Source organism: Microcoleus sp. FACHB-SPT15, from assembly GCF_014849525.1.
Lineage (GTDB): Bacteria > Cyanobacteriota > Cyanobacteriia > Cyanobacteriales > Coleofasciculaceae > Symplocastrum > Symplocastrum torsivum.
In genome coordinates, this window is the sequence record NZ_JACJNU010000041.1 from 58,201 (window position 1) to 84,965 (window position 26,765).

Here is a 26,765-nt window from a genome sequence, read left to right on the forward strand (position 1 = left end):
ATGTGTGGCATCACGGGATTTTGGGATACATCGGGACAACTAAGTGCCGAAAAGATGCAGTGGCTAGTACAGGGAATGTCCGACACGCTGTTGCATCGAGGGCCGGATGATGGTGGAACTTGGGTAGATGCAGAGGTGGGAATTGCGCTAGGACATCGACGCTTGTCCATCCTCGATCTTTCGCCTGAAGGTCATCAACCGATGCATTCTGCCTCTAGTCGCTATGTTGTCGTGTTCAATGGCGAGATTTACAACTTCTCAGAACTTCGGCAAGAATTAGCATCTCTCGGTCATCGTTTTCGCGGTCATTCCGATACTGAGGTAATGCTGGCTGGCTTTAGCGAGTGGGGCTTGGAACAAGCAGTCCAGCGTCTTAATGGTATGTTTGCCTTTGCGCTATGGGATCGTCAAGCGCGAGTGTTGCATTTGGGACGCGATCGCTTCGGTGAAAAGCCTCTCTACTACGGCTGTAGCGGCGAGACTTTTTTATTCGGTTCTGAGTTAAAAGCCTTAAAAGCTCATCCTAGGTTTCAGGGCAAGATTAATCGAGATGCCTTAGCGCTGTTTGTGCGGCATAACTGCATTCCTGCACCCTACTCAATTTATAAAGGCATTTACAAACTGCCCCCCGGTACAATTCTCACCTGGAAAGGACAGGGTGAACTGACACCGATACCTTATTGGTCTATTAAGGAAGTTGCCGAAAAAGGCGTTGCTAAACCGTTTGCTGGCTCGGAATCTGAAGCCGTGGCACAGTTGGAGGCACTCTTGCAGGAAGCCATTGGGCTGCGTATGGTGGCAGATGTTCCCTTGGGTGCTTTTCTGTCGGGAGGCATCGACTCCTCTACCGTAGTTGCCCTGATGCAGGCTCAAAGTAGTCAGCCAGTGAAAACCTTTTCTATTGGTTTCTATGAGGAATCCTATAACGAAGCAAAAGATGCCAAGGCTGTAGCGCAACATTTAGGATGTGACCACACAGAACTTTATGTAACTCCAGAAGAAGCGATCGCAGTCATTCCAAAACTGCCCACCCTGTATGATGAACCCTTCTCAGATGCATCTCAGATTCCCACGTTCTTAGTATCCCAACTTGCCAGACAACACGTCACCGTCAGCCTATCCGGAGATGGCGGCGACGAACTATTCGGTGGCTACAACCGCTACTTCTGGGGGCGAAGGATTTGGCAAAAGATTGGCTGGATACCCCCAAATCTTCGAGAGTTCGCGGCTTATGGCTTGACGACGTTATCGCCTCAAACTTGGGATCGGCTGTTTGCTGGATTCGGCTCTTTACTTCCCGCCAAGCTCAGACAACGCCAGCCTGGTTATAAATTACACAAATTAGCAGAAATTTTAGCCGTTGACAGTCCTGACACCATGTACAAAGGACTGGTATCCCACTGCAAAGAACCAGAATCCCTAGTACTAGGTAGCTTAGAACCCTCTACCATCCTGACCGACCGTGAGAAATGGGCAAGGCTATCCGATTTCACTCAGCGCATGATGTTTCTGGATACCGTAACCTATTTGCCCGACGATATTCTCACCAAGGTAGATCGAGCCAGCATGGGGGTTAGTTTAGAAGCTCGCGTCCCCTTTTTAGACCACCGCTTGGTGGAATTTGCATGGCAGGTTCCTCTGGAAATGAAAATCCGCAATGGGCAGGGCAAGTGGTTGCTGCGACAAGTTTTGTATAAGTATGTGCCTCAAAAGTTGATCGAACGACCGAAGATGGGCTTCGGGATTCCAATTGACGACTGGTTGCGCGGACCTTTGCGGGATTGGGCTGAAGCGTTGCTGGATGAAAAGCGGTTGCGTGAGGAAGGATTTTTTAACCCTCATCCAATCCGAGAGATATGGACAGAGCATCTTTCGGGTGATGATGACTGGCAATACTATCTATGGGATGTGCTGATGTTTCAGGCTTGGCTGGATGCCAATGTAATACACTAGTGCAGCATGACCCAAATAAGTGACCAGTTAACAACAGAGCCGAAAGTAAAAAGTACGAGCCTGTTGACCTTCTGCCTTCTTGCACTAGCCAGGAAAAACTGGTGTATTATGTCCTTTCGTGAGGAGTTCCGCAAGTTCGATCGGCATGAAAACTAATTTTTCCAGTGCTCAAAGCTTCTTTGACGAACAGACTTATCGTGATCGCTCTATCAAACAACAGATACGCGATCGCTTTGACCAATTAGCCCAAGATCGTCATCTCTGGCAGCAGAAAGCTAGTTATTACTACGAGCAACAGTATAGTTATTACCGCTTTTTGATCCCTGAAGGCTTGAAGGTCTTAGAGCTAGGCTGTGGTTTAGGTGACTTACTCGCTGCTGTGAAGCCCTCTCGTGGAGTTGGGGTTGATTTCAGCGAAAAAATGATTGACCAAGCCAGAAGCCAACATTCTCAATGTCCTGAACTCGAATTCGTTGTAGCCGATGTAGAAAATCTAGCACTTGATGAAACATTTGATTTTATCATCTTGTGCGATGTAATCGGTCATCTTATCGATATTGAATTAACCTTAAAAAACCTTCGCAAATTCTGTACCCCTAAAACCCGAATAATTATTTCTTACTACCATTTTTTATGGGAACCCGTTTTACAAATCGCTGAAAAGATTGGGCTAAAAATGCCCCAACGCCAACAGAACTGGCTTTCATCCAATGATATTGCAAACTTGCTCAATTTAGCAGATTTTGAAGTAGTCAAGAGGGAGAAGAGGCTCTTATTTCCCAAAAGATTTCCGTTGTTATCTTCCCTGACTAATAAATATTTAGCAACGATACCTGGCTTAAACAAGCTTTGCCTATCGCTTTATTTGGTTGCCCGACCTGTCTTTACTCCAGAAAAAAAGGCTCATTCCACTACGGTGGTAATCCCTTGTCGCAATGAGAAAGGGAATATTGAATCAGCAATCCAGAGATTACCAAGCTTTGGCAGTAAGCAAGAAATCATATTTGTAGATGGACACTCTACCGATGGAACGGTTGACGAAATCCAGCGGGTCATCGCCAGTTACCCCGACCTCTGTATACGTTTTCTAAGTCAGGATGGCAAAGGAAAAGGGGATGCTGTTCGTAAAGGGTTTGCGGCAGCAACAGGTGATATTCTCATGATTTTAGATGCCGATCTAACGGTACCCCCCGAAGACTTGCCCAAATTTTATGAGGCTATTGCTTCCGGCAAGGGAGAATTTATTAATGGCTGCCGTCTAGTCTATCCGATGGAAGGTCAGGCGATGCGCTTCATTAACCTTCTGGGAAATAAATTTTTTAGTGTTGCTTTCTCTTGGTTATTGAATCAACCTCTCAAAGATACTTTGTGCGGAACCAAAGTAATGTTTCGTCAGGATTACCTGAAATTGGTCGCTAACCGACACTATTTTGGTGACTTCGATCCATTTGGTGATTTTGACTTGATTTTAGGAGCATCAAAACTGAATCTAAAGATTGTGGAAGTGCCGATTCGATATCGCGATCGCACGTATGGTTCCACAAAAATCAGCAGATTTCAGCATGGCTGGTTACTTCTAAAAATGACCCTTTTTGCCTTCCGTAAACTTAAAGCTCTGTAAAGATGTCTGAAGAACTTCTGCGGCAGCACAAAATCATTTGGGAGCAAAAGCTAATTCTTCGTGCGCTGTACACCGAATGGTATCAAGAAATAGTCGCACAATTAGCTCCCGGCAAAAGTTTAGAATTAGGTGGAGGCAGCGGCAATCTCAAAGAATTTGCGCCCAATGTTGTTTCAACTGACATAGTTCCTCTGCCGTGGCTTGATGCAGTTGTTGATGCTCAAGATTTGCCGTTTGCCGACCAAAGTTTTGACAATATTGTTCTCTTTGATGTGTTACACCACATCGAAAATGTAAGTCTCTTCTTTAATGAGGCATTGCGAGTCCTGCGTCCAGGTGGCAGAGTGGCGATGATGGAGCCTTATGTATCTTTTGCTTCCTGGCCTATCTACCATTTTCTGCACCCAGAGCCAGTAAACTTTAATCAAAATCCCTTGGACTGGGTTGAACCATCGCCGGATCGGCAGCCATTCGACGCTAATCAAGCATTTGCAACCATTCTATTTGAGCGAGAGTATGATTCGTTTCAGAAGCAGTATCCGCAATTTATTAAGCAGTATCATAGGCGGATGTCATATTTTGCTTATCCGCTTAGTGGCGGCTTTAATCAGCCTTCTTTGCTACCAATGAATTTGCTCAAACCAGTTCTAACACTAGAAAAAACTTTATCATTCATGAGTCGTTTTCTAGCGTTCCGTATTTTGGTAGTTTTAGAAAAAAAGGTTGAGAGGGTCAACTTGAGGAATTGAGGGAGAAAACAGTGTGGAATTATTCCAAAAAATCTTACTAGCGATATATAGCTTTTTTAAGAAAATAGGTTTATCTGAAAGCCGCTGGTTTCAGAAAATATTTTGGCTATCTTACTTTCTTTACAAAAAATATATTGAAGATCCATTTTTTGGACTAATAAGAAAAAGACCAGAACTATTTAAAGGGGGTCATATTTTAGATATTGGCGCTAATATCGGTTACACCTCTACCCTTTTTTCAAACGTAGTTACACCTGGGTTCAAAGTTTACGCTTTTGAGCCAGAACCAACTAATTTTGCTCAACTTAATCAAATAATAGATACCTGGAAGGCAAGAACCAAAATAATTCCCCTTTGTGCAGCAGTGGGAGCTAGGGATGGAACGGTAAAACTTTGGTATAACGAGAGCCATCATGGCGATCATCGAGTTGTTACTGATAAATACAGTGAATCAGGTATCGACTTAATGAAAGTCTCTGCTGTAGAGATGCGCTGTATAGACAGCTTTGTGAAATCTGAAAAAATTGAATCAGCTATAACATTCATCAAAATCGATGTGCAAGGTTATGAGTTACCAGCTTGCTTGGGTATGGAACAAACATTGGCAGCTAATCCCGGTGCTATCATTGCTATTGAATATGCGCCAAGTGGGATTTCTGAATTAGGCTTTGACCCAACTACCTTACTAGATTTTTTTCAAAAGAAAAATTATTTCATTTACATCCTGGGTCAAGGCGGTAATCTCAAAATAGCTAAAGAGGGATTAATTGAAAAAACAGTAGACAAACGAGGATATATTGATTTAATTTGTTCGCGAAAACCACTTTTGTTGTAGCAGATAAAGTCCTCAGCATCTATTGATTACGGCTAAAACGTAAACTAGCTCAAATGACTACAGTAATTAAGTTGCTAAGGCGATCACTCTATCCAGTTATCAGCATTACAGTCCCCCTGCTGCTGTATGCACTGGTTTTAATCTTTCGCGTACCGACAGAGATTAGTTTCACGGCAAAGAACGGCTTAACTCCTGTCTTGATTGCGATCGCCTTGCTGTTTTACCCAGCCTATCGATTATCTGGCTGGATAGGGACGCTTCTGAGTCTTAGTTTGACTCTAATTTTATTTGCCTTGCCCATATCAGCATTGTGGAACAGTGGTATTAGCAATGGCTTTATTATTGGTGGTTTGTTGCCTACGGGTGATGCTGGCGGCTACTACTGGGAAGCCAGAAGAGTGCTTGAATTTGGCAACATGTCAGCATGGGGTAGTCGGCGACCTTTATTTTCTGGAGTGTTGGCATCCCTACTTGGACTAACACAGCAAAATTTACAACTTACCTTGGCGATTTTAGTTGCGATAGCTGCAATTTCATGTTTCCTGGCTGCCCGTGAGGTACAAAGAAGCCACGGGACGGCAGCCGGGGTGGTAGCGATCGCTGTACTATTTCTCTTTTACAGAAGGTTTATTGGTTACACCTTGACAGAAAGCCTAGGATTGCCTCTAGGTGCAGTTGGTTTTGCTATCCTCTGGCGTGGCGCACGGCAAAGACAAATTAGTTATTGTTTAGTCGGTATCTTACTCCTGAGCCTAGCCCTAAACGCCCGTGCTGGAGCGTTTTTTATTTTGCCTGCACTCATCCTTTGGGGAACTTGGTCATTTCGCGGAGTGGATCGTTTTTCGTGGCGCTTTCTCCTCGGTGGAGCTAGTGTAGTTTTGCTCGGTTTTATCCTCAACTCTATTCTGCTCAAGGTAATTGGTTCTGCCGATAGCATGGCGTTTTCCAATTTTTCCTACACTCTTTATGGTCTGATTGTTGGAGGGGATTGGACTCAAGTCCTTCAAGATCATCCGGAGTTGAATAGCATGAGCGATACAGAAGCAGCACAAAAAATCTATGCTCTAGCCTTTGAGAGTCTTCGTGCTAATCCATTTGCTCTAGTTAGAGGTTCACTTCGAGCTTGGGAAGAATTTCTGTTTAAGGATTATGTTTTCTCCTTTATACCTGACTTAAAGACAAACTTTTTCCTACAAATACTTAGTGCGATCGCTCTTTTAAACAGCTTTCGGTGTTGGCGAGAGCCAAATGCTTCTCTAATGGTTGTAGCTACTTTGGGTATTTTAGCCTCTGTGCCATGTGTGCCACCTTGGGATGCTGATGCCATGAGAGCTTATGCGGCTACGATGCCATTCCTTGCGACACTTCCTGCTCTGGGGATTGAATTCATCGCTAAAAATCTGGAGTTGCACCAGCCAGTGACAGTACCAACAAAGGAAAGCTCTTCTCAATACTTATTAGTTGTTAGCCTGATTTGTGCAGGATTTGTCTTTTTAGCCCCAATGACTACCAAGGTACTTAGCCGACCCCCTCAACTTGATGAGCTGTCATGCCCAGTAGGGACAAAAGCGATACATCTGCGTATTAACTCTGGCTCATCCATTAATCTTGTCGCAGATAATTCCATCCGGAAAACGCATATGCCTAACGTTCGTCTAACTGATTTTAGGGATGGACTGCTCAAGACTTCTCATAATATTGACCCTGACGTGGTTAAGGAACTGACAAGCTTAAGTGCCGCCACAAATTTAATAAGTATGATGAATTTGAGCGATTTAACTCAGCCTAATTGGCTGATAATCGACAACTTGATGATGCCGAAAAATACAGGTATTTTTGCTGTTTGTGGAAGCCTAGCCAATCATCCTGGGGCTTCGCAACAAGGTTTCTTTTATGCAAAATCAATTAAGCGAATCTAATCAATAATTCTTTTATACTTCCTAGATGGAAGCTTGCCTTATGGATAATCATAACTTAGCTTCTTTCCCTTGGTTGGATCGGATTTACAAAACAATTCATGTTACAGATACGTCCAAACAATGGGAAAAGATTTTTATTGGGTTTGTTTTAATACTAGGTGCATGGAAAGTAATACCGCTAATTGACACCTATTATTTATACTCGTTTGAACCAGATTCAGAATCAACAATCAATATATCTCTTTCTTTCATTAATGCTATAAAAAACTCGAATCTCAAGTTATTATCAGAAATATCGGGTTATCCACCTTATTTTGATGCACAATTTTTAATCTACGCTCTCAGCTCACTACTGCTACGCCTTGCACAAAAACTTAATTTTTTAAATTTGGAGTTTTCACACCTAGATCAAGCTTTCCTAATTTTTACTATTAGGCATACTAACGCTCTGTTCAATATTTTATCAAGCATCATTCTCTTCAAAATCATTAGATTGATAAGTTGGAGTAACTGGCTATCTTTACTAATCGTAATTATATTTGTCTTTAACTATCAGCTATCTAATATGGACTTGATGCGTGTCGATCATGTAATAATGCCCTTATTTTTAATCCTTTCATATTCAAGTTTTGCGCTGATTAATAAACCTAATTTAAAATTTTTAAGTCTTGCTATTGGCATTTCACTTGCCTTCCTTGTTAACATCAAATTCAATACTTTGATGTTCGCTTATGTACCAGCGATAACTATTATCTTATTGTTTTGGCAAAGGCGTTATAGAGTAACGGATTTATATCTTTTGTTAGTGTCATTTCTTGTAACATCTTTGATACTACTTCTTCGCTATATTATCCATTTCAATAGTTTACTAAGTGTATTGTCCGATAGAGCGGCTGAGTTAAAGCTATGGTATGCAGCTATGTCCAAAGAACCCTATTTTTATTACAATTGGGATTATTTTCTAGGATATGGGTATGTATTTCTTTTATTGTTTTTAATTTCGGCAACAACTGTCTTTTTCTCTTTGTTTAGGCGGTTTTCAGTTGCCGGATTTGTTGCTCTATCCACTTTAATTGTTTTTTCAGGATTGGGTATTGCGAGTCCTAAGCTGGAGCGCTGGGGCATTCACTTTATCCCTGTTTATTTATGGATTATCGCAATGGGGACTACTTTCTGGCGTTGGAAATTGAAAAGCCTGCCAAATGCTAAGGTATTAAAACCTTTTTATTACTTGATGCTTGCGATCGCTCTTTTACAACCTTCCTTGCTCCTGTTTGAGAACCATCAGTTAATTGTGCAAAAAGCTGAACAAAAGGCAGCTTCAATACAAATTACTAGAGATGAGCCAAGACAATGGTTTATCAAAAATGCTCCTCCTGGCACTCGCGTTGCTTACTACTCCCCTCATAGTTGGGCGAATCCCCCAATTTTTGATCTGCCACTTGATTTTAGTTCAAAGATTCTTGAATACCCCTACTTAGAAACAGAAGAAATGGCAAGCTTTATGCCACCTACGCTAAACCAACTGGAAGCTTCAGTGGATGTCGTCATGTTAGAAAGTTTTCACAAGAGTAGTCATGTTAGTAGTCTTGAAGAAGTCAATCTACTACAGCAAGCAGAAGCTTGGAATACATTTTATAACGAACTTGATTCAAAGTATAAAAGAATTGACTTCAAATCTGAGTATGAAAACTATGGAATAAATGAAGTTTCTATCTATGTAATTTCACCAAATTTACTGAGTTTTTTGAAACTAGAACAGTAAGTTATGGCATCAGCAAAAATTTACCTACTCCGATAACCAAGTAGACTTTATATTTCCTACCAAGCAAATAAACAATTTGAAATATTGTCTTAGCGATCGCATCATTGGGCTAAATAACATTCGTATTTGTGAGTAATTAATGAAAATAGCTCTGATTCTAAATGATGATTTCTCAATGTGGCATTTTCGAGGTGGCTTAATCAAAGCTCTTGTTCATAAAGGGATGGACGTATGTGTCATAGTGCCTCCTGGCTCCTACGTCTCAAAATTAGAGGCAATGGGTGCTAGATGCATACCCATTGCAATGAACCGATTCATAACTCCTGTTCAAGATTTAAAGCTACTTTTTCAGCTATACAGTGTTTTCAGAGCTGAGCGATTTGACTTGGTTCATAATATGACAATCAAGCCCAATATATTTGGTACATTAGCCGCTAAACTAGCTGGAATTAAAAGAATAGTTTGTTTAGTTTCAGGAATCGGTTATGTTTTCTCTGAAGAGTTCGATTCAACCAAAAAGCGAATTGTTCGTAAACTTGCTACTTTTTTATATAAACTTGCCCTATCAATTAGTGATAAAACCTGGTTTCAAAATAAAGACGATCTAGAGCTATTTATAGAAAAAGGAATTATAAAAGCTGCTAAGGGGCTTGTTATTAGAAGTGGAGGAATAAATTTAAACGAATTTTCTTTGACAGATGTAAATTCAGGAATTTTAGCGCAATTAAGGCAAGAGCTTCAAATTAAGGAAAACCCTAAATGTGTAGTTATGGTTGCGGCAAGGCTGATCTGGAGTAAAGGGGTTCGCGAATTTGTTGAAGCCTCAGAGCTTTTAAAAGCCGCCTATCCTGACTGGATATTTCTGATGGTATGCCCTCAAGATCCAGGTAGCCCCGATTCCGTACCTCAAGACTATATTGATGCTCATCGAGCAGATAATCTTATTGTGATTGATTATTTTAGAGATGATATTAAAAACATTATTGCGTTGGCTGACATAATGGTTCTCGTTTCCTATTATCGTGAAGGGGTTCCGCGAACATTATTAGAAGGGCTGTCGATGTCAAAACCGATAATTGCTTCTAATAGCGTAGGCTGTAAAGAAGTTGTTGAAGATGGGAAGAATGGTTTTCTCGTACCTGTAAAGGATGCTAAGCAATTAGCAGAAAAACTGAGATACTTAATGGATGATGAGGATAAAAGGCACTTGTTCGGCAAATACTCTAGAGAACTAGCAAAGAAGTGTTTTGACGAAACGATAGTAGTTAATAGAATTTTGACAGAATTGTACGAGATAGCCTAATCTCTAATAAACTGTAATTTTTATGAAAGTAGACTCTATGGAAACGAGAAAACAGCGCGAGAAAGAGTTTCACGACAAGCTCAGGCTAGTCAACGAAGATATACACGTTGCAGATACAAGGTGGTCTCCCGAACTGGAGGAAACCATCAAGAATAACCCCATGTGGGTCAATATGAAATATTATGCGATCGAGAGGCAAAGCCGCACGATGATTCTCGATTGGTTTAGAGAGAATTGTAGAGGGCAGCGGGTATTAGATTACTGCTGTGGAAATGGAGAGGACGGAGTTTTTATCGCCCAAAATGGGGCAAAAGAGGTCGTAGGAATTGATATATCTGATGTATCGATCGCAAATTGTCGGGAGTTAGCCAGAAAGAATGGTATCGAGGGGATTACGTCCTACCAGGTGGGTGACGCAGAAAATACCGGATTTGACAATAGCTCTTTTGACGTTATCACAGAATACGGCGCTTTACATCATTTAGATTTGGAACGGGCTTTTGCAGAAATGTCAAGAATCCTCAAGCCAAATGGCAAGATTATTTGCAATGAAGCTTTAGGACATAATCTAGTTATTAATACTTACCGAAGGATGACTCCCCATTTAAGAACCGAGTGGGAAGTTGAGCATATTCTCCGAAAAGAAAGCTTGGACGTTGCCGGGAAGTATTTCAACAAAGTAGAAGTACATTTTTATTACTTATTTACCTTGCTAGCCGTTCCATTTCGGAAACTTCCTATATTTGACCCTTTACTAACGATTCTCGAGAAAATAGATAACCTGATTTTGAAACTTCCCTTAATCAAGTGGCAGGCATGGCAGATTGTTTTTGTACTCTCTGAACCCAAGAAAAACTAATGAGGCTGATGTGGAAGATTTTCTATCGGTAACTGAATTAGCAGGAGATGAGGTTAGCCAAGAGCAAGTTCAGCGCCTCTGCAACCGCTACTATTGGGCAGGTAATTATTGTGAAGGGAAAGATGTTCTAGAAGCAGCTTGTGGTACGGGGCAAGGCTTGGGTTACTTGGCTAAACGGGCTAAACATCTTAGTGCTGGCGACTACTCGGCAGATATTCTCAAAATTGCTAAAGAACATTATGGCGATCGCATTGAGTTAAAGCAATTTGATGCCCAACAGATGCCCTACGCCGATAACTCCCTAGATGTCATTATTCTCTTTGAAGCTATTTATTACGTCCCTTCGGCAGAGAAGTTCGGCCGTGAGTGTCGGCGTGTCTTGAGAAAGGGGGGTAAAGTACTGATTGCAACAGCCAACAAGGATTTATACGATTTCAACCCCAGCCCCTACAGTCACACTTATTATGGTGTCGTTGAGCTAAAGGAGTTGTTCTCAAAGCAAGGATTTTCAGTAGAATGTTTCGGGAACACCCCCGTAACTGAAACGTCATTCCGTCAAAAAGTTCTGCGTCCAGTCAAGAAATTTGCAATAGCGTTTGGGTTTGTTCCCAAGACGATGGGCGGTAAAAAGCTTTTAAAGAAGCTTGTTTTTGGCGGCTTGGTCAAAATGCCTCCTGAAATAGAAGAGGACATAGTTCCCTACGTCGAACCCACTAAATTACCCCTTGCTGAACCTGATACAAAACACAAAGTAATCTACTGTGCTGCAACTCTGCAAGAGAAGTAAGCCTGTCCCAATAGCAAGTTAAATAATCTCTTATGCAAAAGACTATTCCCTTCTTCAATTATCAGGCTTTGTTTACTCCTCAGGAAGAGGAATTAATGCCTGTTCTGCTCAATGTTATGCGTCGGGGTGCCTTCATCCTGCAAAAGGATTTACTTGAATTTGAAGCTAACCTAGCAAAGTTTGTCGGCGCTAAATATGCTTTTGGCGTAGCAAATGGCACAGATGCTTTAATCATCGCCCTTCGTGCAGCCGGAATCAAACCGGGAGACGAGGTAATTTTGCCGTCCCATACCTACATCGCCACTGCTGCTGCTGTACACTTCGCAGGTGCGACTCCAGTTCTAGTAGAGTGTGGAACTGACCATCTAATCGATCCAGAATCAGTCAAAGCGGCTGTAACTGCTAAAACCCGCGCAATTATGCCCGTGCAGCTAAATGGTCGTACCAGCGAGATGGATGCTTTACAGACAATTGCCGACGAACACAACTTACTCATTATTGAGGATGCCGCTCAAGCTTTAGGCTCCAAGTATAAAGGACAATGCGCTGGTACCTTTGGTATTGCTGGAACCTATAGCTTTTATCCCGCCAAAGTCCTGGGTTGCTTTGGTGACGGTGGCGCAGTTGTAACTAATGATGATGCAACAGCCGAACAAGTGAGTCTGCTACGAGACCATGGACGCAATGAAGACGGAGATATTGTAGCTTGGGGCTTAAATTCTCGTCTGGATAACTTGCAAGCTGCCGTCCTGAACTTTAAGCTGCAAACCTTTCCTCAAGCGGTTGAAAGGCGACGCGAAATTGCCCGTCGCTACCATGCCGGACTCTCAGAAATCTCTGACTTGGTATTACCCCCCAGCCCCGACTCCGACCCCAACCATTACGATGTCTATCAAAACTATGAGATAGAGTCGAGCCATAGAGATGCCTTAAAAGACCATTTAAAGAAAGATGGCATTGGCACGATTATTCAGTGGGCAGGTAAAGCGGTTCACCAATTTGAAGCCCTTAAGTTTAATGTCAGTCTGCCCTTCACTGAGAAAATGTTTGAGCGGTGCCTGATGTTACCGATGAACACATCATTGAGTGCTGAGGATATTGACTACATCTGTGATTCTATTCACCACTTCTACCGTTTAGCAGTATGACGGATTCACTCACGCCTGAGTTAGGTTGTTTAGCTGACCCGACGCAGCTAACAGAACCTTTAAACGTAGAAGGCTGCAATCCTGAACTATTGGTTTCTCAACTCAAGCGCATGATCCTCATCCGCAGAGTTGAAGAAACCATTGCGGATATGGTGGCAACGGGTGAAGCCAGATGTCCTTGTCACTTGGCGATTGGTCAAGAGGCAACAGCCGTCGGTGTTGCCGCACATCTGACACCCAAGGATAAAATTTTTGGCTGTCACCGTTCCCATTCCCATTATCTTGCTCTCGGTGGTGACCCTTACACTTTATTTGCAGAAGTTTTGGGGCGAGTTACCGGATGTGCTGGCGGCATGGGAGGGTCGATGCATTTGTATGACCCGGAACACGGCTTACTCGGAACGGTTCCAATTGTTGCGGCAACCATTCCCATCGCAACAGGTGCGGCGCTAGCGGCGAAAATGGACAATGGCACAGATATAGCTGTTGCTTTTTTTGGAGACGGTGCAACGGAAGAAGGCGTTTTTCACGAAAGCTTAAATCTCGCCTCTGTACTCGGTCTTCCTATCATCTTTGTCTGCGAGAATAATCTGTTTTCCAGTCATCTACATATCAGCTTGCGCCAACCCTACAACTCGATTACTCGCTATGCGATCGCGCACGGCATTTCTACCCAAGCCGTTGATGGTAATGATGTCGTGGCAGTATCAAAGGCGATGGGTGAATTAGTAAAACAAGCCAGAGAAAGCAGAAAACCTGCATTGCTTGAAGCTGTAACCTACCGTTGGCGAGGTCATGTCGGTCATAGAGAAGATATGGATGTGGGGGTAAAACGTAGTGAGGAGCTAGTTTTGTGGAAGCAGCGTGACCCAATTAGTCGATTAGCCAAGGCACTAGACAATCAATCCTTCCTAAGTACAGAGGCATTGACGACCATACGCGAAGAAGTAGATAGTCTAACAACTGAGGCACTGGAGCAAGCAAGAATTGCACCTTATCCTCCTGACAACCAGTTGCTTGATTGTGTCTACTACTAAAGGAACTATGCGCTATGGCGGTTAAAAATTATGGAGAGGCAATCCGTGAAGCCTTCGACTATCTTTTAAGTCATTACCCCAATGTCTTTACTATCGGACAGGGGTTATGGAGTCCCTGGTATGTTGGCAATACGATGACCGAACTTGAAAAAAAGTTTGGCAAGGAACGTGTCATCGATACTCCCGTATCAGAACTTGCCTGTACTGGCGCTGCTGTCGGGGCTTCTCTGTGTGGTTACAGACCAATTGTGATTCATCCCCGTGTTGACTTTGCCCTGCTAGCGGTTGACCAGATTGTCAATCAAGCCGCCAAGTGGTCGCATATGTTTGCTGGGAAAACTCATGCACCCGTTACCTTTCGCTGCATTATTAATCGGGGTGGCGAACAAGGCGCACAACACTCTCAATCGCTACATTCCTGGTTTGCTCACATTCCTGGACTTCGAGTGGTTACGCCGTACAGTCCTCGCGATGCTAGAGACCTTCTGATTGCCAGTGTCCTATCTGATGACCCAGTAATGTACATTGACGATCGCTGGCTTTACGACAATGAAGAAGATTTACCACCAATAGAAGAATACAATCTCGCAACTCAACAGGCAAACCGAGTTTTAGAAGGCAAGGATATCACTTTAGTGGGTAATGGTTACTCCACTCACTTATGTGTAGAAGCGGCAAAACAGTTGCAGTCTCAAAATATTTACAGCGAAGTCATTGACTTGCGTGTCCTCAATCCCTTAAGAATTGATGCTGTTCTAGAATCGGTTAAGAAAACTGGACGACTGTGTGTAATTGATGGCGACTGGAGAAATTGTGGCATTGCTGGAGAAATTGTTGCTTCTGTAACAGAATCATGTCCTATTGGTACATTACGTTTTCAACCTTTGCGGCTCACCTTACCGGATGCCCCAGCCCCCACTAGTAAGAGTCTAGAAAAGATCTATTATTTAAACGTTGAAAATATTTGTGAAAAGGTGCAAACTATGTTCAATTAGTGTGTGGAGTAACGATGAAACGACTATTTGATGTACTGATATCCCTTGGGGGTCTAATTCTCACCGCTCCCTTACTTATTCCAGTTTGCGTTCTCATCTGGTCACAGGATTTCGCGTCACCTTTCTATATTGCTCCCCGTGTTGGGAAAAACAGCAAGATTTTCAAGATGGTGAAATTGCGTTCTATGGTCAACAACGCTGACAAATCCGGGGTTGATTCTACTGGCGCAAATGATAGACGGATTACACCAATTGGTAAGTTTGTCAGGTCATATAAACTTGATGAACTTGCACAACTTTGGAATGTTTTGAAAGGCGACATGAGCTTGGTGGGTCCCCGCCCTAATGTTCAAAGAGAAGTTAATCTCTATACAGAGGTAGAGCTAGGTCTGTTGAGTGTCAGACCTGGAATTACTGATATCTCTTCGATAGTGTTTTCTGACGAGGGTGAAATTCTTAAAGATAGTCAAGATCCAGATCTTGATTACAACCAGTTAATCAGACCTTGGAAAAGTCGGCTAGGTTTATTCTATGTCGAAAATAGTTCCTTGGCTCTTGATCTGAAGCTCATCTTTTTGACGGTTGTTGCTATAATCTCTCGTGAGAAAGCACTAGCTGGTGTGCAAAATATATTGAACGATTTAGGTGCAGACGAGAGGCTCAAAAAAGTTGCAAAACGGCAAGAGCAGCTTACACCTTGCCCACCACCAGGAGCAAGGGAAATTGTTATGTCTCGGTAATCCTTGGTAGTGAAGGGAAAGATACGGATAAAAGCGATCGCATTCGTCTAGAAGCCTGACTTCGGCAGTAGCGATCGCTTTTCAGCATTTTTGCTTGGCAGTCTTATGTAAAAATCTTTTCATAACGGGGTTTGAGGAGGCTTTGCCATACTTGTTGCAAGTAAGGTTGGCTCAAAGAACCCTTCTTCAAAGCAGGAAGTGTCCGCTGTATAAAAATTGGCGAATTCGATTTAAAGCACATCAGCAAATGCTGAACGCAAACGCTGATAGCAGCTAACTCCAATCCAAAACACGACCAGAGAAACCGCAGACGCTAATCCCCATTCTCCCCAATGCCTGATTTCTCCGATTAACACTAGATCGCGATAAACTTCAGCGATCGCAGCAATCGGATTCAACCAAAACACCCACTCTCTAAACTCTTCCGGAATAATGGCGGCTGGATAGACAATTGGTGTTAGATAAAACCAAAGATTCAAAACAACTCCTAGCGTTTGGGGAATATCCCGTAAAAACACTGTAAATCCTGCCGCTAAATATCCCAACCCAGCCGTCAACAACAACTGCGGTAGCCAAACCAACGGTAGTAAGGCTAAGGTAGTGTGCAATGTTTGAGACGACACAGCCACTAACACAATCAACGCCATCAAGCCGAAGGAACTCTCAATGAACGCCGATAAAATTGGCACCAGTGGTAACAAGGCTAGCGGAAATACCACCTTCTTTACCAAATTTGGCTGAGTTAGCACTGAACTCGCTGCTTGATTTAGCCCTCCCGTAAATGCGATCCAAGGAAGTAAGCCTGCAAACAACCACAAACCAAAGGTGGCATCATTCTCAGGCAAACCCTTCAGGCTTAACCTCACATCCAGGACAATTGAGAACACATAGGTGTAAATCAGCAACTGTGATAGCTGATTCAACAACGGCCAAAAATTGCCTAGCACCGAACCCTTGTACCGTGCCTCTAAGTCCCGCCGCACTAGTGCCCGTAACAAGTCAAACTTTGCCCACCACTGTTCACTCAGTGGTATCCAGCGCCTCACTCGGTAAACCTTACGGAGAAATAGCTTTATATCTTTAAGTAGCACGCGCTTCCTCGCTCACAATCACCACACAAACCACCTTTCCCCCTATTGAAGCTGGGTCAAACACGAGAGTTCCCTTCGTATTGCTGCCCTGCTAAAGAAAGAGACAAACCACTCCTACTAAGTTCAAGAGTCTACAAGAAATTCGCAGCAATACAAGACATTCTTTAGTTATGCCTAACAACTGAAATCGCCTATGGAGTCCCGGATTCCGCTACACTGTGGAATGATTCATTGTATTGGAAACATTAATGGAGATCGGGCAAAAAGTAAAAGTCTACCGCCTCAGAGACCGCGTGTCTCCCGTTGTTGTAAGTAAACTGGGGAAAGTCGGCATCATTAAAGGTTACAAAATGACCGATGGCAGTGGCGTTGGCGTTATTGTTCAATTTGACGATAACTCAAGCACCTGGTTCTTTGAAGACGAACTGAAACCCGCAGAAAACTAACAATGGCCCTGATACTTACCTTCTTGGGCAAAGGTGGCATCGGTCGCACAACTGTTGCGATCGCTGCCGCCAAACAGCTATCCAGCCTCGGTCAACGAGTGCTTCTGGTAGGACAAGACCCAGGTCCTGCCTTTGAAATTTTGCTAGGGGCATCAACGAGTCCCGACCCAACCGAAATTGGCGCAAACCTCCAAGTTGTCCAGCTACAAAGCACGGTACTACTAGAACGTAACTGGGAAGAGGTCAAAAAACTAGAGGCGCAATATTTGCGATCGCCTGTTTTAACAAGTGTCCACAGTCAAGAACTGGGCATCTTACCAGGAATGGACAATGCTTTGGCACTGAACGCGATTCGCGAGTATGAAAATAGCGGCAAGTACGACGCAATCATCTACGACGGTAGTGGCGACCAAGCTACCCTACGGATGCTGGGATTACCAGAGATTTTAAGCTGGTACATCCGCCGCTTCCGTAAAGTCGTAGAAGACTCCGACGTTTGGAAATCCGTATCACCCTTTATTCAACCGATCACCAGTACTGTCTTAACTGTCTCATGGACAGGAGATAGCTTCGCCCAGGCACCCACTAACCAGGCGAACAATCTACTAGAGCAAGGTAAAGCGGCACTCACTGACCCAAACCGCGTGGCGGCATACTTAGTCACCACCGATGACCCAGTTGCGATCGCTACTGCCAAATATCTCTGGGGTAGCGCTCAACAAGTAGGCTTAACTGTAGGCGGTACCCTTCTCAACCGTGCTTCGACCAGCGATGCTGTAGCAGCAGAATTTGAGCCTCTGCCACTAACCACGATTCCCTCTCGCACTGACGATGACTGGCAACCCCTGATGGATGCCTTGCCAGATTTCAAGCAAGCCACCCAAGCACCCCGACCCATCACCATCGACATTCCTGCGCGTCAGGTACGCTTGTTCCTTCCTAGTTTTGACAAAAAGCAGGTAAAACTCACCCAATCGGGTCCTGAAATCACGATTGAAGCAGGTGACCAACGGCGTAATATCCTGCTGCCCCCCCAACTGAGTGGTCAACCAGTAAAGGGTGCTAAATTCCAAAATAGTTATCTAACGATATCGCTCTAGTTGGTTATTGGTTATTAGTTGTTGGTTGTTGGTGATTGACAACTAATAACAAACAACAAACAACAAACAACAAACAACAAATGACTAACGACAACTCAGCCGAACGTAGCGCCAAAACCCGGCAACTACTGGGTATGAAAGGTGCTGCCCCTGGTGAAACCTCGATTTGGAAAATTCGCCTCCAGCTAATGAAGCCGATTACCTGGATTCCCTTGATTTGGGGAGTTGTCTGCGGTGCGGCTTCTTCTGGTGGGTATAGCTGGACGCTGGAGGACATCCTCAAAGCAGCAACCTGTATGTTGCTTTCTGGCCCCCTGATGGTGGGTTATACCCAAACTCTGAATGATTTCTACGATCGCGAAATTGACGCAATCAATGAACCCTATCGCCCCATCCCTTCTGGTGCTATTTCTGTGCGCCAGGTCGTTACACAGATTCTGGTGCTACTGATTGCGGGAATCGGTCTTTCCTACATTCTGGATCGGTGGGTAGGTCATGAGTTTCCCACGATTACTTGTCTTGCCTTAGGTGGTGCCTTCTTGGCTTATATCTACTCAGCCCCACCCCTGAAACTGAAGAAGAATGGTTGGCTAGGTAACTATGCTCTAGGGGCAAGCTACATCGCCCTCCCTTGGTGGACAGGTCACGCGCTGTTTGGTGACCTAAACTGGACGATTGTGATTTTGACCCTGTTCTATAGTTTGGCTGGGTTAGGAATTGCTGTTGTCAACGACTTCAAGAGTGTAGAAGGCGATCGCCAATTGGGGTTACAGTCACTACCTGTGATGTTCGGGATTGGTGCAGCAGCTTGGATTTGCGTGCTGATGATTGATATCTTTCAAGTGGGTATTGCTGGTTACTTGATTGGTATCCATCAAAATCTCTATGCCGCGATTTTGATGCTCTTAATCATTCCCCAAATCACGTTCCAGGATATGTACTTCCTCCGTGACCCTTTGAAGAATGACGTAAAGTATCAAGCCAGTGCCCAACCCTTTTTGGTACTAGGGATGCTAGTTGCGGGTTTAGCAATTGGTCATGCTGGAATCTAACGTGCATTAGTGAGTGTGTAGCACACCAATCTCATAGCAAATAGGAATTATGGCTAGTGCGATCGCTTTTGATAATCTCTTTGGAGAAAGGCGATCGCTTCTTTTATAGGGACTCTTACAATTCATTGAAGATTACTCTAATTACTGGCAACCTGACAAATCGCCATAAAATGTGATGAGTATTTGTTAGTACTGTAATGGACGAGTTGTAGTCCAGCTTGTTCTAGTTCTTGCCGAAGTTCAGGTAGCTCATGCTTATGATGTCTCCAAATAGTAATCTCTTCCCCGTCAGCGATTTCAATAGTTTTATCTATTCCTCTAAAACTGAAATTCACTGTGTAATCATGAAGGATTTTCATATTAGCAACCATACTATCTGTTTTTAAATCATACTTTCTCACAAGTTCACAATCTTCAGATCTAATTCCAATATTGTTTTTAATCCATGTATATATTTGTTCTGCATGATAATTGAAACCACCTCTTACTCTTCCATCCCATTGAGCGTTAGAACCAGTTTCGTTAGTCAAGACCAATAAATCATGCTGACCCATGCTATTTTTAAAGTTTTTTAGGACTTCGAGCCTATTTTGATGATTGCCAATTGTTACACCTAAATGTAATATTATTTTTGCGATATCGTCAGTTTCAATATCAGCCTGATCTTTTGAAGAAGTTTTAGGAAGACAACTAGTTTCTATATCAATTCTGTAACTTTCAAACTCGATTATTGGAAACCACTTTCCAAAGTTTTTTCTAGATAAATCAAGTAATTCTTCACTAATATCTAAAGCAATATATTTATTAACTTTGCCCAATTTATTAAGTCTCTGGATAAATGCTTTAACAGGATAGGAATTTCCTGCTCCTACATCCACAATATTAACTTTTTGACATTTTTGTAGATTGCCATTGAGGTATTCAAAATTATCCCTTAAAAGGTCAATTTCTACATTTGATGACCGATACCATCGAGGAATAATATATTTTAGATAAAAATTATCCCAGATTTTTGCTCCTCTGCCTTTGTAAGAATACTTTAAAGGAATTTCACGTCTAACTTCTATTGCCTGAATTATCCCTAAAACTTCTTCTTCAGAAAAACTAGAATAGAATTCAAAACTTGGAGTTGCTACGCGACGGGTAGGAGTTAAGGCTGACGAGAGAGGTTGTGAATTACTATTGAGATTTTTAGTCATGTTTTTTATTTATAGCGGTTTTCCATTCCTATAGTGCTGAAGGACTCAGTACTGAATTTTATGTGCCAAAAGCAATAAGATGAATGCTGCAACAAAAGCACCCACAACAATGCTCAAAATACCAGCATCGAAACTACCAGTTGTCGCAACAATAGTGCCAGGGATAAGCGAACCTCCGACACCGCCAAACAGTATTGTCAATCCGTTGTACAATCCAGTGCCAGCGCCAACTTTCTCGGCAGGCAACAAATTTTGAATGATTGCATATTCCTGGGCACCATAGGCACTCTGGAAGAATACTGCGATCGCAAAAAATAACACCAAAAGTTCCAGAGTGTTAACAAGCGATGCAATGTAAACCATCACACCTACCACCAGAAAACCCACACTCGCAAGCAGCGTTCGACGCTGGAAGCGATCGCCCAAATAAGCCATCAAGATAATACCTACGATACCAGTGGCAAAGATGAGGGCGAGAGGCCAACCTAACTGCTCAAAGTCAATCCCTTTAGCGCGGTTGAAGTAAGTGGGTAACCAGTTGATGATGCCGAAGGCACAGAAGGCGTTGAAAGTACCGCCTAAGACTGCTAGCCAAAATCGGTGATCGCTTACATAGCTTGCTCTAGATGTTCTCACGGCTGCAACATCAGAGGTTCCGCGCCCACTATGGATATATGCCAACTCCGCATCGCTTACACCCAACTCGCTACAGGGTTCATCCTGCACTCCAAACCAAACAAGCGGAATTGAGAGTACCATGCCAACCACACCTAGTACAGCAAACATGGGACGCCAACCGATAGCGTTGATTAGCGGAATGACAATCAGGGGTGCAGTTGCGGTAGCCAGCAGAATTCCTGCCCCCCAAATTGCATTAGCACGCGATCGCTCACCGATTGGGAACCATCGGCTGGTAATTGCACTTAGCATTGGTATATGGACACCTTCTCCGAAACCCAGAAGTAGGCGCAGCAAAATCAGTGCGGTAACGGACTGTCCAAGTGGCGCGCTTAAGATAGTAAATAGTGAGAAGGCGGCAATAGCAACGATGACACTGCGCTTAGCACCAAATCGCTCAGCGAACGGACTAAGCAGCATGTTCGACACGGCATAGGAGAGAAAGAATGCTGCTAAGAGTAATTCACCCTTTGAACCGACTTCGCGATCGCTCCAGCCAAAGTCTTGGGCAATGCGGGGTAGGGCTAAAGCGAGGTTAATGCGATCTAGGTAGTTAACGAATACTGTTACAGCAAGGATAACGGGAATGCGCCATCGGACACCCCAGGCAAGTTCTCTAGCAGTTGTCATAGTCTATAAATGAACATCCCGTTTCACGAAGGATACGGTTAAAAGAATGACAAAGAAACGCTCTAGTAAACGTTTCAAATACTCTACTCCTTGCTGTGCCGAGTAGAGTATTGTTCTTACCTAAATTTCTCTCTACCCTGCAAACCACTGCAACTGCCTAAGAGGACTTAGACAAAAACTTGTGAAATCCTTTGGGAGCTGAGGTTCTGGGATAGGCTCATAAAGCGATCGCGACTGTCGAGTCTAACTCTCAACAATCTAGATAGGCGATCGCGTACCTTTAGAACACTATCCTTCTTCAAGCTCTTCATCCAGGAATCTCCCAAGAGATTCCTGGAAAGTTAGTCTAAACAGGCATGAGCTGAACAATCAGGGAGCGCCTATCAAGCGTCTGGACTTTACTAACTTGGCTTAAGTCATTTGCAATGCGGTCTAGCAGTTCTGCTGCCTGTTCGCGATATTGATTTTCCCGACCACGTAAACGAATGAGAAACTTAACTGAATCGCCTTTACTCAACCACTGAATAGCGTTATTGATGCGTAGCTGGTAATCAGACACACCAATGTTTGGACGAAGCCTAACTTCCTTGACCGTTGGTCTAGCACTCTGATTCTGACGTTTTTTCTGTTGGTACTGAAGCTTGCCATAGTTCAGAATCTTAGCGACAGGAGCGTCTTCACCCTGAGAGACCACTACTAGGTCAAGTCCTGCACTCTCAGCTATTTGTAGAGCCTCATAAGTGTCAGTCAAACCACGCTTGGTATTTTCATGGTCAATCAAAAAGACTTGGGTCGCCTTGATTTGACGGTTGATCAGTTGTTTCTGGGCTACGATAGGAGTCTCCTCTTAATTTTAAATAGGTTGCCACTTGACATTGCAAGTATTATCAAGGTAACACAGAGCTTACTAACTTTGCTGCCTCCGGCTGCACCAATAGCTCATAAACAAGCTTCCAGAATGCGGTTGTTGCCTGTTCTATGGTCATAGCTCTCGCCTAGTCTGTAGAGAATGAACGATAGGCACACTTGCGCTTGCTAAGTTTACTCCCCATAAGTGCATTGCACTAAACACCAGAATTAGGATGCATCACAAAGCTACTGAAAAAGCAAGATAGCAGAGAAATTCGTGATCGCTGCAGTATGTCACAGATAACGATCACAATCGATTGACATAGATTTTGCCCTCGCTTTAAACAAGTTATCTAAAAGGGTACCCAAGCGGGTACTACCCATTTCAACGTGTAAAAACTTACGTTTGATCTATAGATTGCTCAAGAAAGAAAATCCTATCCTTGTTTCTACCTATGCGTGAAATTTTTAAGTTTCGCCCGGTTTCCTTTAGCTGGGTGGCGATTCATCCCGAACCTAAAGGTGTCATACAATTCATCGGCGGTGCTTTTTTTGGCACTTTTCCAACCGTTTTCTACAGATATTTCTTACAGGAGTTGTTTGAAGAAGGTTACACAATCATCGCGCTGCCCTTCAGGTTTAGCTTTCGTCATTGGTCAATTGCCATTGATTTACTAAAGGAACAGGAGGTGTTGCGCCAAGAACTCTCAGAAATTGCAAGCAGATTAGGCTATCGACAGGATGTGTACCAAGACAAGGCTAACTACTTTTGGCTGGGACACAGCTTAGGCTGCAAGTACATCGCTTTACTGGAATTCCTAAGCGGCGAACACTGGAAACAGATTACAGAGTCTTGTGTTGAACGAAATGCTTACCAGCAGATTGAGACTACTATTAGCAATGCTGGTTTGGAGAGTGCCTCAATTTTGGCTCAGCCATCTTTGTTGATTGCGCCTGATATTAGCAATACAGAAAGTGCGATTCCTATCCGTGCGATCGCACGTTTTCTCGACCGAGTTGGACTAGGTGTATTGCCAACTAGAGAGCAAACCCAGTGTTTTATTGAACGCAGTCAATTATTCAACCTGACAGCAATGATTTCCTTCGATAAGGATACGCTAGCTGGTAGCGAGAACGACCAATTCAAAGACAAGCAGATCCGCGAAAACAGTGATGTGCTTTGGCTAATTGAGCAATTAAAGACTAGAAAATTTCCGATTTTGCACAAAGAGCTACCAGGTAAGCACTTAGAGCCATTAGGCGTGAGAGCAGGTAACTACATTGTGGATCTAAATCCATTTGACAAGTTTATCAAATCGCTCAGATGCAGAATGCTTGAAGGCTATGCCACTCAATTTTTGGCTCAGCTAAGGCTTCGTCAGAGCAAAATTGAGGATGATTCAGAACCGATAAAAACTGTCACCACGAATCTCGGAAATCCTGAATTATCTAAATTGTAGTCATTAATTACCAATTCCCAATCCCCAGTCCCCACATCTCAGGTGATATACTCAAAGCGCCTTGTACCAATGGCAGCTATGGTCAACAGCAATCCAACAACTGCACTTATCGTTGGGGCGAGTCAGGGAATTGGCTTGGAGTTTGTTCGTCAATTTCTAGAAAGCGATCGCGTTGATCGCGTTTACGCCACCTATCGAAATCCGCAATCAGAATTGTTTACAATTGCCGATTCTCGTTTGCGCTGCCTATCAATGGACATTACAGAAGAACCGCAGATTGCAACTGTTGTAAAAGAAATCCAAACAGAGACAACCGCACTTCATTATGTGATCAATTGCGTGGGTGTGTTGCATGAGGGAGCGATGCAACCGGAAAAGAGTTTGCGGCAACTCAATGCAGAACAGCTATTACACTATTTCCAGGTAAATAGTATTGGTGCAGTGCTGTTGGCGAAGCACGTACAGCCCTTATTGAAGCATAGCGATCGCGCTATTTTAGCGACGATTTCTGCCAAAATTGGCAGCATTGGCGATAACTATTTGGGTGGGTGGTATGGCTATCGCGCATCGAAGGCGGCACTGAATATGTTCATGCGGACAACCGCAATTGAATATAAGCGAACCTGTCCACGGGCAATTGTTGTTACCTTGCATCCCGGTACAACGGATACGCAGTTATCTCGTCCATTTCAGCGCAATGTTCCTTCAGAGAAACTATTCCCTGTTGAGCGTACTGTCGGGCAACTGTTGAAAGTTCTCGATCAACTACAAGAAAAGGATAGTGGTGAATTTTTTTCGTGGGATGGTAGTCGATTACCTTGGTAGGAAACAATCACAGCCTATCAACGCGAAAGCGATCACCTCTCATAATTTTAAGTAGCGATCGCTTTTTCAGTTTTATAGGCGTTCTTAGCTTGTCGTAGATACTACTGTTCTCCAGCTTCAAGGACTGCCTCAGAATTGCTTCCGAGAAGAGATTGACCAATACCTCGTTGAGCAAAGTATTTGTTCAGGAACGTGCTAGCCAAAGACAGAACAACGGGTGCCAGAACAATCGCAAGTAACCCATGAACTGTAAAACCAGGAACTAGCAGAGCAGCTAACCAAAAACATACACCGTTTACGATTAGTGAGAATGAACCCAACGTCAAGAGGTTAATCGGTAGTGATAGAACCGACAACACTGGTTTAATAAAACTATTCACCAGTCCGATGGAGATTGCTGCCAGAAGAGCGGCAGGAAAGGTGGCAATAGTTACTCCTGGCACTGCAAGGTCAACAACTAATAGACCCAATGCACTAATTAACGTTGTTACAAAGAATCCTAACATCTTGGTTCTCCGTTCTGTAAACAATACAATTCATCCAATCCAACTTTCAGGACAAGGCAGTAGGAGAATTTTCAACCGTGCCTTGTTGTTGGCTAACTTTTTCTTCATGTTTGGCGATCGCCCAGACAGCATGAATGCTACCAGGAAGCCAACCGAGAACCGTCAGCAGGATATTAATCACAAAGGTTGCGCTGAATCCATAGGTTAGGAAAATAGCAACAGGTGGGAGAAGAATGGAAAGAGCAAAACGAACGAGTTTCATCACAAGTAATCCTTAATTTCAATAGTTTCACGTACATCAAAGCCTAGCGGTGGCAGTTTGCAGAAGTTGCTTTAGTTGTTGTTTAACGTGTTGTTCTTTTTTCGCGAACGTTGCACCGGCTTCACCCAGTTTGTTCTCAACCTCTGCTTGCCGTTGTTGTAGAACATTGGGTTCGATTGTTTTAGCTTGTGCTGTTGTAGTGTTGTACCAAGCTGCTGTGTTCTCCAAGCGTTGCTTCACAGCCAAATAGCGATCGCCATAACGTTCAGTTAAATTTGTATCAAGATTAACGGCTTGATTCTTCAATTTGGCGTACTGATGTGGCAAGCCTATCAATTCTTTATACAAACGTGAGGCTAAGCGAAGACTAAGGGCTTTGAAAGCTAACAAAGCCATAGATTTTGCACTAGATGAGGACGCTTTCTCCGTAGTTTCTTCACTAGCATTCCTCGTTTCCAAAACTTTGGAGAAAGTTTCTTTAACAGTTGAACCCATCTCAGCAGAGCCTTCTTTTACTTCAGCAATAGTCTGAGAAAAAGCATCTTGAACAATTTCCTGAATTCGTTCTGCCCGCATTTTCCCTTCGGATTTTGCTTTCTGAAGATCGGTTGTGATTTGATCTTTCGTAGATTCAGACATCTTTAGTTCCTCGCAACGTTATGAATTTGAACAAGACATTTATGGGTCAGCTAGCTGAAACAGTATCGACACTAGTACTCTTTGCTCTACGATTTTTACGTTGCTCTAAGATAATTTGAGAAACTTCACTAACCAGCAGAGTTGCAATAAAACCATCATCAATCCAGCCCACAAACGGAATAATATCCGTAACAATATCGAAAGGACTAACCAGATAGATTAAGCTGCCTAGAATTACCAACCAACGATACTTGGGATTTTGGAGAATCAAGCGATATGCATTGTAGAAAGGTTGCCGTAAAAACTTCATTAATTGC

At 43.3% G+C, this 26,765-nt stretch carries 26 protein-coding genes; 18 read left to right on the forward strand and 8 right to left on the reverse strand.

The window, feature by feature from the left end; all coding sequences use genetic code 11:
* From asnB to H6F98_RS14065, 13 genes are all read left to right on the forward strand, one after another.
* Positions 1-1,953, forward strand: coding sequence for an asparagine synthase (glutamine-hydrolyzing) (gene asnB / locus H6F98_RS14005; protein ID WP_192219312.1), 1,953 nt, complete (start codon positions 1-3; stop codon positions 1,951-1,953).
* 145 nt (positions 1,954-2,098) lie between these two features.
* On the forward strand, positions 2,099-3,574 hold the full coding sequence (locus H6F98_RS14010; protein WP_192219313.1) for a bifunctional class I SAM-dependent methyltransferase/glycosyltransferase family 2 protein: 1,476 nt from the start codon (positions 2,099-2,101) through the stop codon (positions 3,572-3,574).
* 2 nt (positions 3,575-3,576) lie between these two features.
* Positions 3,577-4,323 (forward strand): class I SAM-dependent methyltransferase, encoded by a 747-nt coding sequence (locus H6F98_RS14015; protein WP_192219314.1) that lies wholly within the window; start codon positions 3,577-3,579, stop codon positions 4,321-4,323.
* A gap of 13 nt (positions 4,324-4,336) precedes the next feature.
* Positions 4,337-5,158 (forward strand): FkbM family methyltransferase, encoded by an 822-nt coding sequence (locus tag H6F98_RS14020; RefSeq protein ID WP_192219315.1) that lies wholly within the window; start codon positions 4,337-4,339, stop codon positions 5,156-5,158.
* A gap of 53 nt (positions 5,159-5,211) precedes the next feature.
* Positions 5,212-7,077: a hypothetical protein gene (locus tag H6F98_RS14025; protein WP_192219316.1), complete on the forward strand. Its 1,866-nt coding sequence runs from the start codon at positions 5,212-5,214 to the stop codon at positions 7,075-7,077.
* Between the two features lie 40 nt (positions 7,078-7,117).
* A complete protein-coding gene (locus tag H6F98_RS14030) occupies positions 7,118-8,842 on the forward strand; it encodes a hypothetical protein (protein ID WP_192219317.1) in 1,725 nt (574 codons plus the stop codon).
* 139 nt (positions 8,843-8,981) lie between these two features.
* Positions 8,982-10,145, forward strand: a complete 1,164-nt coding sequence (locus tag H6F98_RS14035) for a glycosyltransferase family 4 protein (protein ID WP_192219318.1) — start codon at positions 8,982-8,984, stop codon at positions 10,143-10,145.
* Positions 10,146-10,167: 22 nt separating this feature from the next.
* Complete coding sequence (locus H6F98_RS14040) at positions 10,168-11,004, forward strand: class I SAM-dependent methyltransferase (RefSeq protein WP_192219319.1); 837 nt, start codon at positions 10,168-10,170, stop codon at positions 11,002-11,004.
* A 10-nt stretch (positions 11,005-11,014) separates the two neighbouring features.
* Complete coding sequence (locus H6F98_RS14045) at positions 11,015-11,791, forward strand: class I SAM-dependent methyltransferase (protein ID WP_192219320.1); 777 nt, start codon at positions 11,015-11,017, stop codon at positions 11,789-11,791.
* 32 nt (positions 11,792-11,823) lie between these two features.
* On the forward strand, positions 11,824-12,939 hold the full coding sequence (locus tag H6F98_RS14050; protein ID WP_192219321.1) for a DegT/DnrJ/EryC1/StrS aminotransferase family protein: 1,116 nt from the start codon (positions 11,824-11,826) through the stop codon (positions 12,937-12,939).
* Positions 12,936-13,976 (forward strand): thiamine pyrophosphate-dependent dehydrogenase E1 component subunit alpha, encoded by a 1,041-nt coding sequence (locus tag H6F98_RS14055; RefSeq protein WP_192219322.1) that lies wholly within the window; start codon positions 12,936-12,938, stop codon positions 13,974-13,976. The genes H6F98_RS14050 and H6F98_RS14055 overlap by 4 nt, the downstream gene beginning before the upstream one ends.
* Positions 13,977-13,990: 14 nt before the next feature.
* Positions 13,991-14,971 (forward strand): alpha-ketoacid dehydrogenase subunit beta, encoded by a 981-nt coding sequence (locus H6F98_RS14060; RefSeq protein ID WP_192219323.1) that lies wholly within the window; start codon positions 13,991-13,993, stop codon positions 14,969-14,971.
* A gap of 14 nt (positions 14,972-14,985) precedes the next feature.
* The gene (locus H6F98_RS14065; RefSeq protein ID WP_192219324.1) at positions 14,986-15,711 is read left to right on the forward strand and encodes a sugar transferase; all 726 of its coding nucleotides are present in this window, start codon (positions 14,986-14,988) and stop codon (positions 15,709-15,711) included.
* Positions 15,712-15,941: 230 nt separating this feature from the next.
* Here the strand turns inward: H6F98_RS14065 and H6F98_RS14070 are convergent, their stop codons facing one another.
* Positions 15,942-16,757 (reverse strand): ABC transporter permease, encoded by an 816-nt coding sequence (locus H6F98_RS14070; RefSeq protein ID WP_396811878.1) that lies wholly within the window; start codon positions 16,755-16,757, stop codon positions 15,942-15,944.
* 293 nt (positions 16,758-17,050) lie between these two features.
* Between H6F98_RS14070 and H6F98_RS14075 the strand changes: the two genes are divergently transcribed.
* The 3 genes from H6F98_RS14075 (at position 17,051) to chlG (ending at position 19,400) form a co-directional block, all read left to right on the forward strand.
* Positions 17,051-17,248, forward strand: a complete 198-nt coding sequence (locus H6F98_RS14075; protein WP_192219325.1) for a DUF2862 domain-containing protein — start codon at positions 17,051-17,053, stop codon at positions 17,246-17,248.
* 2 nt (positions 17,249-17,250) lie between these two features.
* Positions 17,251-18,348 (forward strand): ArsA family ATPase, encoded by a 1,098-nt coding sequence (locus tag H6F98_RS14080; protein ID WP_192219326.1) that lies wholly within the window; start codon positions 17,251-17,253, stop codon positions 18,346-18,348.
* 80 nt (positions 18,349-18,428) lie between these two features.
* On the forward strand, positions 18,429-19,400 hold the full coding sequence (gene chlG, locus H6F98_RS14085; RefSeq protein ID WP_192219327.1) for a chlorophyll synthase ChlG: 972 nt from the start codon (positions 18,429-18,431) through the stop codon (positions 19,398-19,400).
* A 137-nt stretch (positions 19,401-19,537) separates the two neighbouring features.
* Here the strand turns inward: chlG and H6F98_RS14090 are convergent, their stop codons facing one another.
* From H6F98_RS14090 to infC, 3 genes are all read right to left on the reverse strand, one after another.
* Complete coding sequence (locus tag H6F98_RS14090) at positions 19,538-20,599, reverse strand: L-histidine N(alpha)-methyltransferase (protein ID WP_192219328.1); 1,062 nt, start codon at positions 20,597-20,599, stop codon at positions 19,538-19,540.
* 45 nt (positions 20,600-20,644) lie between these two features.
* On the reverse strand, positions 20,645-21,907 hold the full coding sequence (locus H6F98_RS14095; protein WP_192219329.1) for an MFS transporter: 1,263 nt from the start codon (positions 21,905-21,907) through the stop codon (positions 20,645-20,647).
* 346 nt (positions 21,908-22,253) lie between these two features.
* The gene (gene infC, locus H6F98_RS14100; RefSeq protein ID WP_192219352.1) at positions 22,254-22,742 is read right to left on the reverse strand and encodes a translation initiation factor IF-3; all 489 of its coding nucleotides are present in this window, start codon (positions 22,740-22,742) and stop codon (positions 22,254-22,256) included.
* Between the two features lie 469 nt (positions 22,743-23,211).
* On the opposite strand from infC, the gene H6F98_RS14105 reads away from it, so the two are divergent.
* Both H6F98_RS14105 and H6F98_RS14110 read left to right on the forward strand, forming a co-directional pair.
* Positions 23,212-24,216: a DUF1350 family protein gene (locus H6F98_RS14105; protein ID WP_192219330.1), complete on the forward strand. Its 1,005-nt coding sequence runs from the start codon at positions 23,212-23,214 to the stop codon at positions 24,214-24,216.
* Positions 24,217-24,285: 69 nt separating this feature from the next.
* Positions 24,286-25,041, forward strand: a complete 756-nt coding sequence (locus H6F98_RS14110) for an SDR family NAD(P)-dependent oxidoreductase (RefSeq protein WP_192219331.1) — start codon at positions 24,286-24,288, stop codon at positions 25,039-25,041.
* Positions 25,042-25,142: 101 nt separating this feature from the next.
* On the opposite strand, the gene H6F98_RS14115 is transcribed toward H6F98_RS14110, so the two are convergent.
* From H6F98_RS14115 to H6F98_RS14130, 4 genes are read right to left on the reverse strand one after another with little or no spacing between them, the layout of a single operon-like run.
* Positions 25,143-25,547, reverse strand: coding sequence for a phage holin family protein (locus H6F98_RS14115; RefSeq protein ID WP_192219332.1), 405 nt, complete (start codon positions 25,545-25,547; stop codon positions 25,143-25,145).
* A gap of 46 nt (positions 25,548-25,593) precedes the next feature.
* Positions 25,594-25,809: a YqaE/Pmp3 family membrane protein gene (locus H6F98_RS14120; protein WP_192219333.1), complete on the reverse strand. Its 216-nt coding sequence runs from the start codon at positions 25,807-25,809 to the stop codon at positions 25,594-25,596.
* A gap of 36 nt (positions 25,810-25,845) precedes the next feature.
* A complete protein-coding gene (locus H6F98_RS14125; protein ID WP_192219334.1) occupies positions 25,846-26,448 on the reverse strand; it encodes a hypothetical protein in 603 nt (200 codons plus the stop codon).
* 46 nt (positions 26,449-26,494) lie between these two features.
* On the reverse strand, positions 26,495-26,758 hold the full coding sequence (locus H6F98_RS14130) for a YkvA family protein (protein ID WP_192219335.1): 264 nt from the start codon (positions 26,756-26,758) through the stop codon (positions 26,495-26,497).
* Positions 26,759-26,765: the final 7 nt, after the last annotated feature.

Coding starts and splice junctions, on each gene's coding strand:
- H6F98_RS14095 (WP_192219329.1), bottom strand. CDS start 21,907: ATGACAACTGCTAGAGAACTTGCCTGGGGTGTCCGATGGCGCATTCCC.
- H6F98_RS14130 (WP_192219335.1), bottom strand. CDS start 26,758: ATGAAGTTTTTACGGCAACCTTTCTACAATGCATATCGCTTGATTCTC.
- H6F98_RS14075 (WP_192219325.1), top strand. CDS start 17,051: ATGGAGATCGGGCAAAAAGTAAAAGTCTACCGCCTCAGAGACCGCGTG.
- H6F98_RS14040 (WP_192219319.1), top strand. CDS start 10,168: ATGAAAGTAGACTCTATGGAAACGAGAAAACAGCGCGAGAAAGAGTTT.
- H6F98_RS14115 (WP_192219332.1), bottom strand. CDS start 25,547: ATGTTAGGATTCTTTGTAACAACGTTAATTAGTGCATTGGGTCTATTA.
- H6F98_RS14105 (WP_192219330.1), top strand. CDS start 23,212: ATGCGTGAAATTTTTAAGTTTCGCCCGGTTTCCTTTAGCTGGGTGGCG.
- H6F98_RS14035 (WP_192219318.1), top strand. CDS start 8,982: ATGAAAATAGCTCTGATTCTAAATGATGATTTCTCAATGTGGCATTTT.
- H6F98_RS14010 (WP_192219313.1), top strand. CDS start 2,099: ATGAAAACTAATTTTTCCAGTGCTCAAAGCTTCTTTGACGAACAGACT.
- H6F98_RS14050 (WP_192219321.1), top strand. CDS start 11,824: ATGCAAAAGACTATTCCCTTCTTCAATTATCAGGCTTTGTTTACTCCT.
- chlG (WP_192219327.1), top strand. CDS start 18,429: ATGACTAACGACAACTCAGCCGAACGTAGCGCCAAAACCCGGCAACTA.
- H6F98_RS14110 (WP_192219331.1), top strand. CDS start 24,286: ATGGCAGCTATGGTCAACAGCAATCCAACAACTGCACTTATCGTTGGG.
- H6F98_RS14080 (WP_192219326.1), top strand. CDS start 17,251: ATGGCCCTGATACTTACCTTCTTGGGCAAAGGTGGCATCGGTCGCACA.
- H6F98_RS14055 (WP_192219322.1), top strand. CDS start 12,936: ATGACGGATTCACTCACGCCTGAGTTAGGTTGTTTAGCTGACCCGACG.
- H6F98_RS14025 (WP_192219316.1), top strand. CDS start 5,212: ATGACTACAGTAATTAAGTTGCTAAGGCGATCACTCTATCCAGTTATC.
- H6F98_RS14060 (WP_192219323.1), top strand. CDS start 13,991: ATGGCGGTTAAAAATTATGGAGAGGCAATCCGTGAAGCCTTCGACTAT.
- H6F98_RS14015 (WP_192219314.1), top strand. CDS start 3,577: ATGTCTGAAGAACTTCTGCGGCAGCACAAAATCATTTGGGAGCAAAAG.
- H6F98_RS14120 (WP_192219333.1), bottom strand. CDS start 25,809: ATGAAACTCGTTCGTTTTGCTCTTTCCATTCTTCTCCCACCTGTTGCT.
- H6F98_RS14065 (WP_192219324.1), top strand. CDS start 14,986: ATGAAACGACTATTTGATGTACTGATATCCCTTGGGGGTCTAATTCTC.
- H6F98_RS14090 (WP_192219328.1), bottom strand. CDS start 20,599: ATGACTAAAAATCTCAATAGTAATTCACAACCTCTCTCGTCAGCCTTA.
- H6F98_RS14030 (WP_192219317.1), top strand. CDS start 7,118: ATGGATAATCATAACTTAGCTTCTTTCCCTTGGTTGGATCGGATTTAC.
- H6F98_RS14125 (WP_192219334.1), bottom strand. CDS start 26,448: ATGTCTGAATCTACGAAAGATCAAATCACAACCGATCTTCAGAAAGCA.
- asnB (WP_192219312.1), top strand. CDS start 1: ATGTGTGGCATCACGGGATTTTGGGATACATCGGGACAACTAAGTGCC.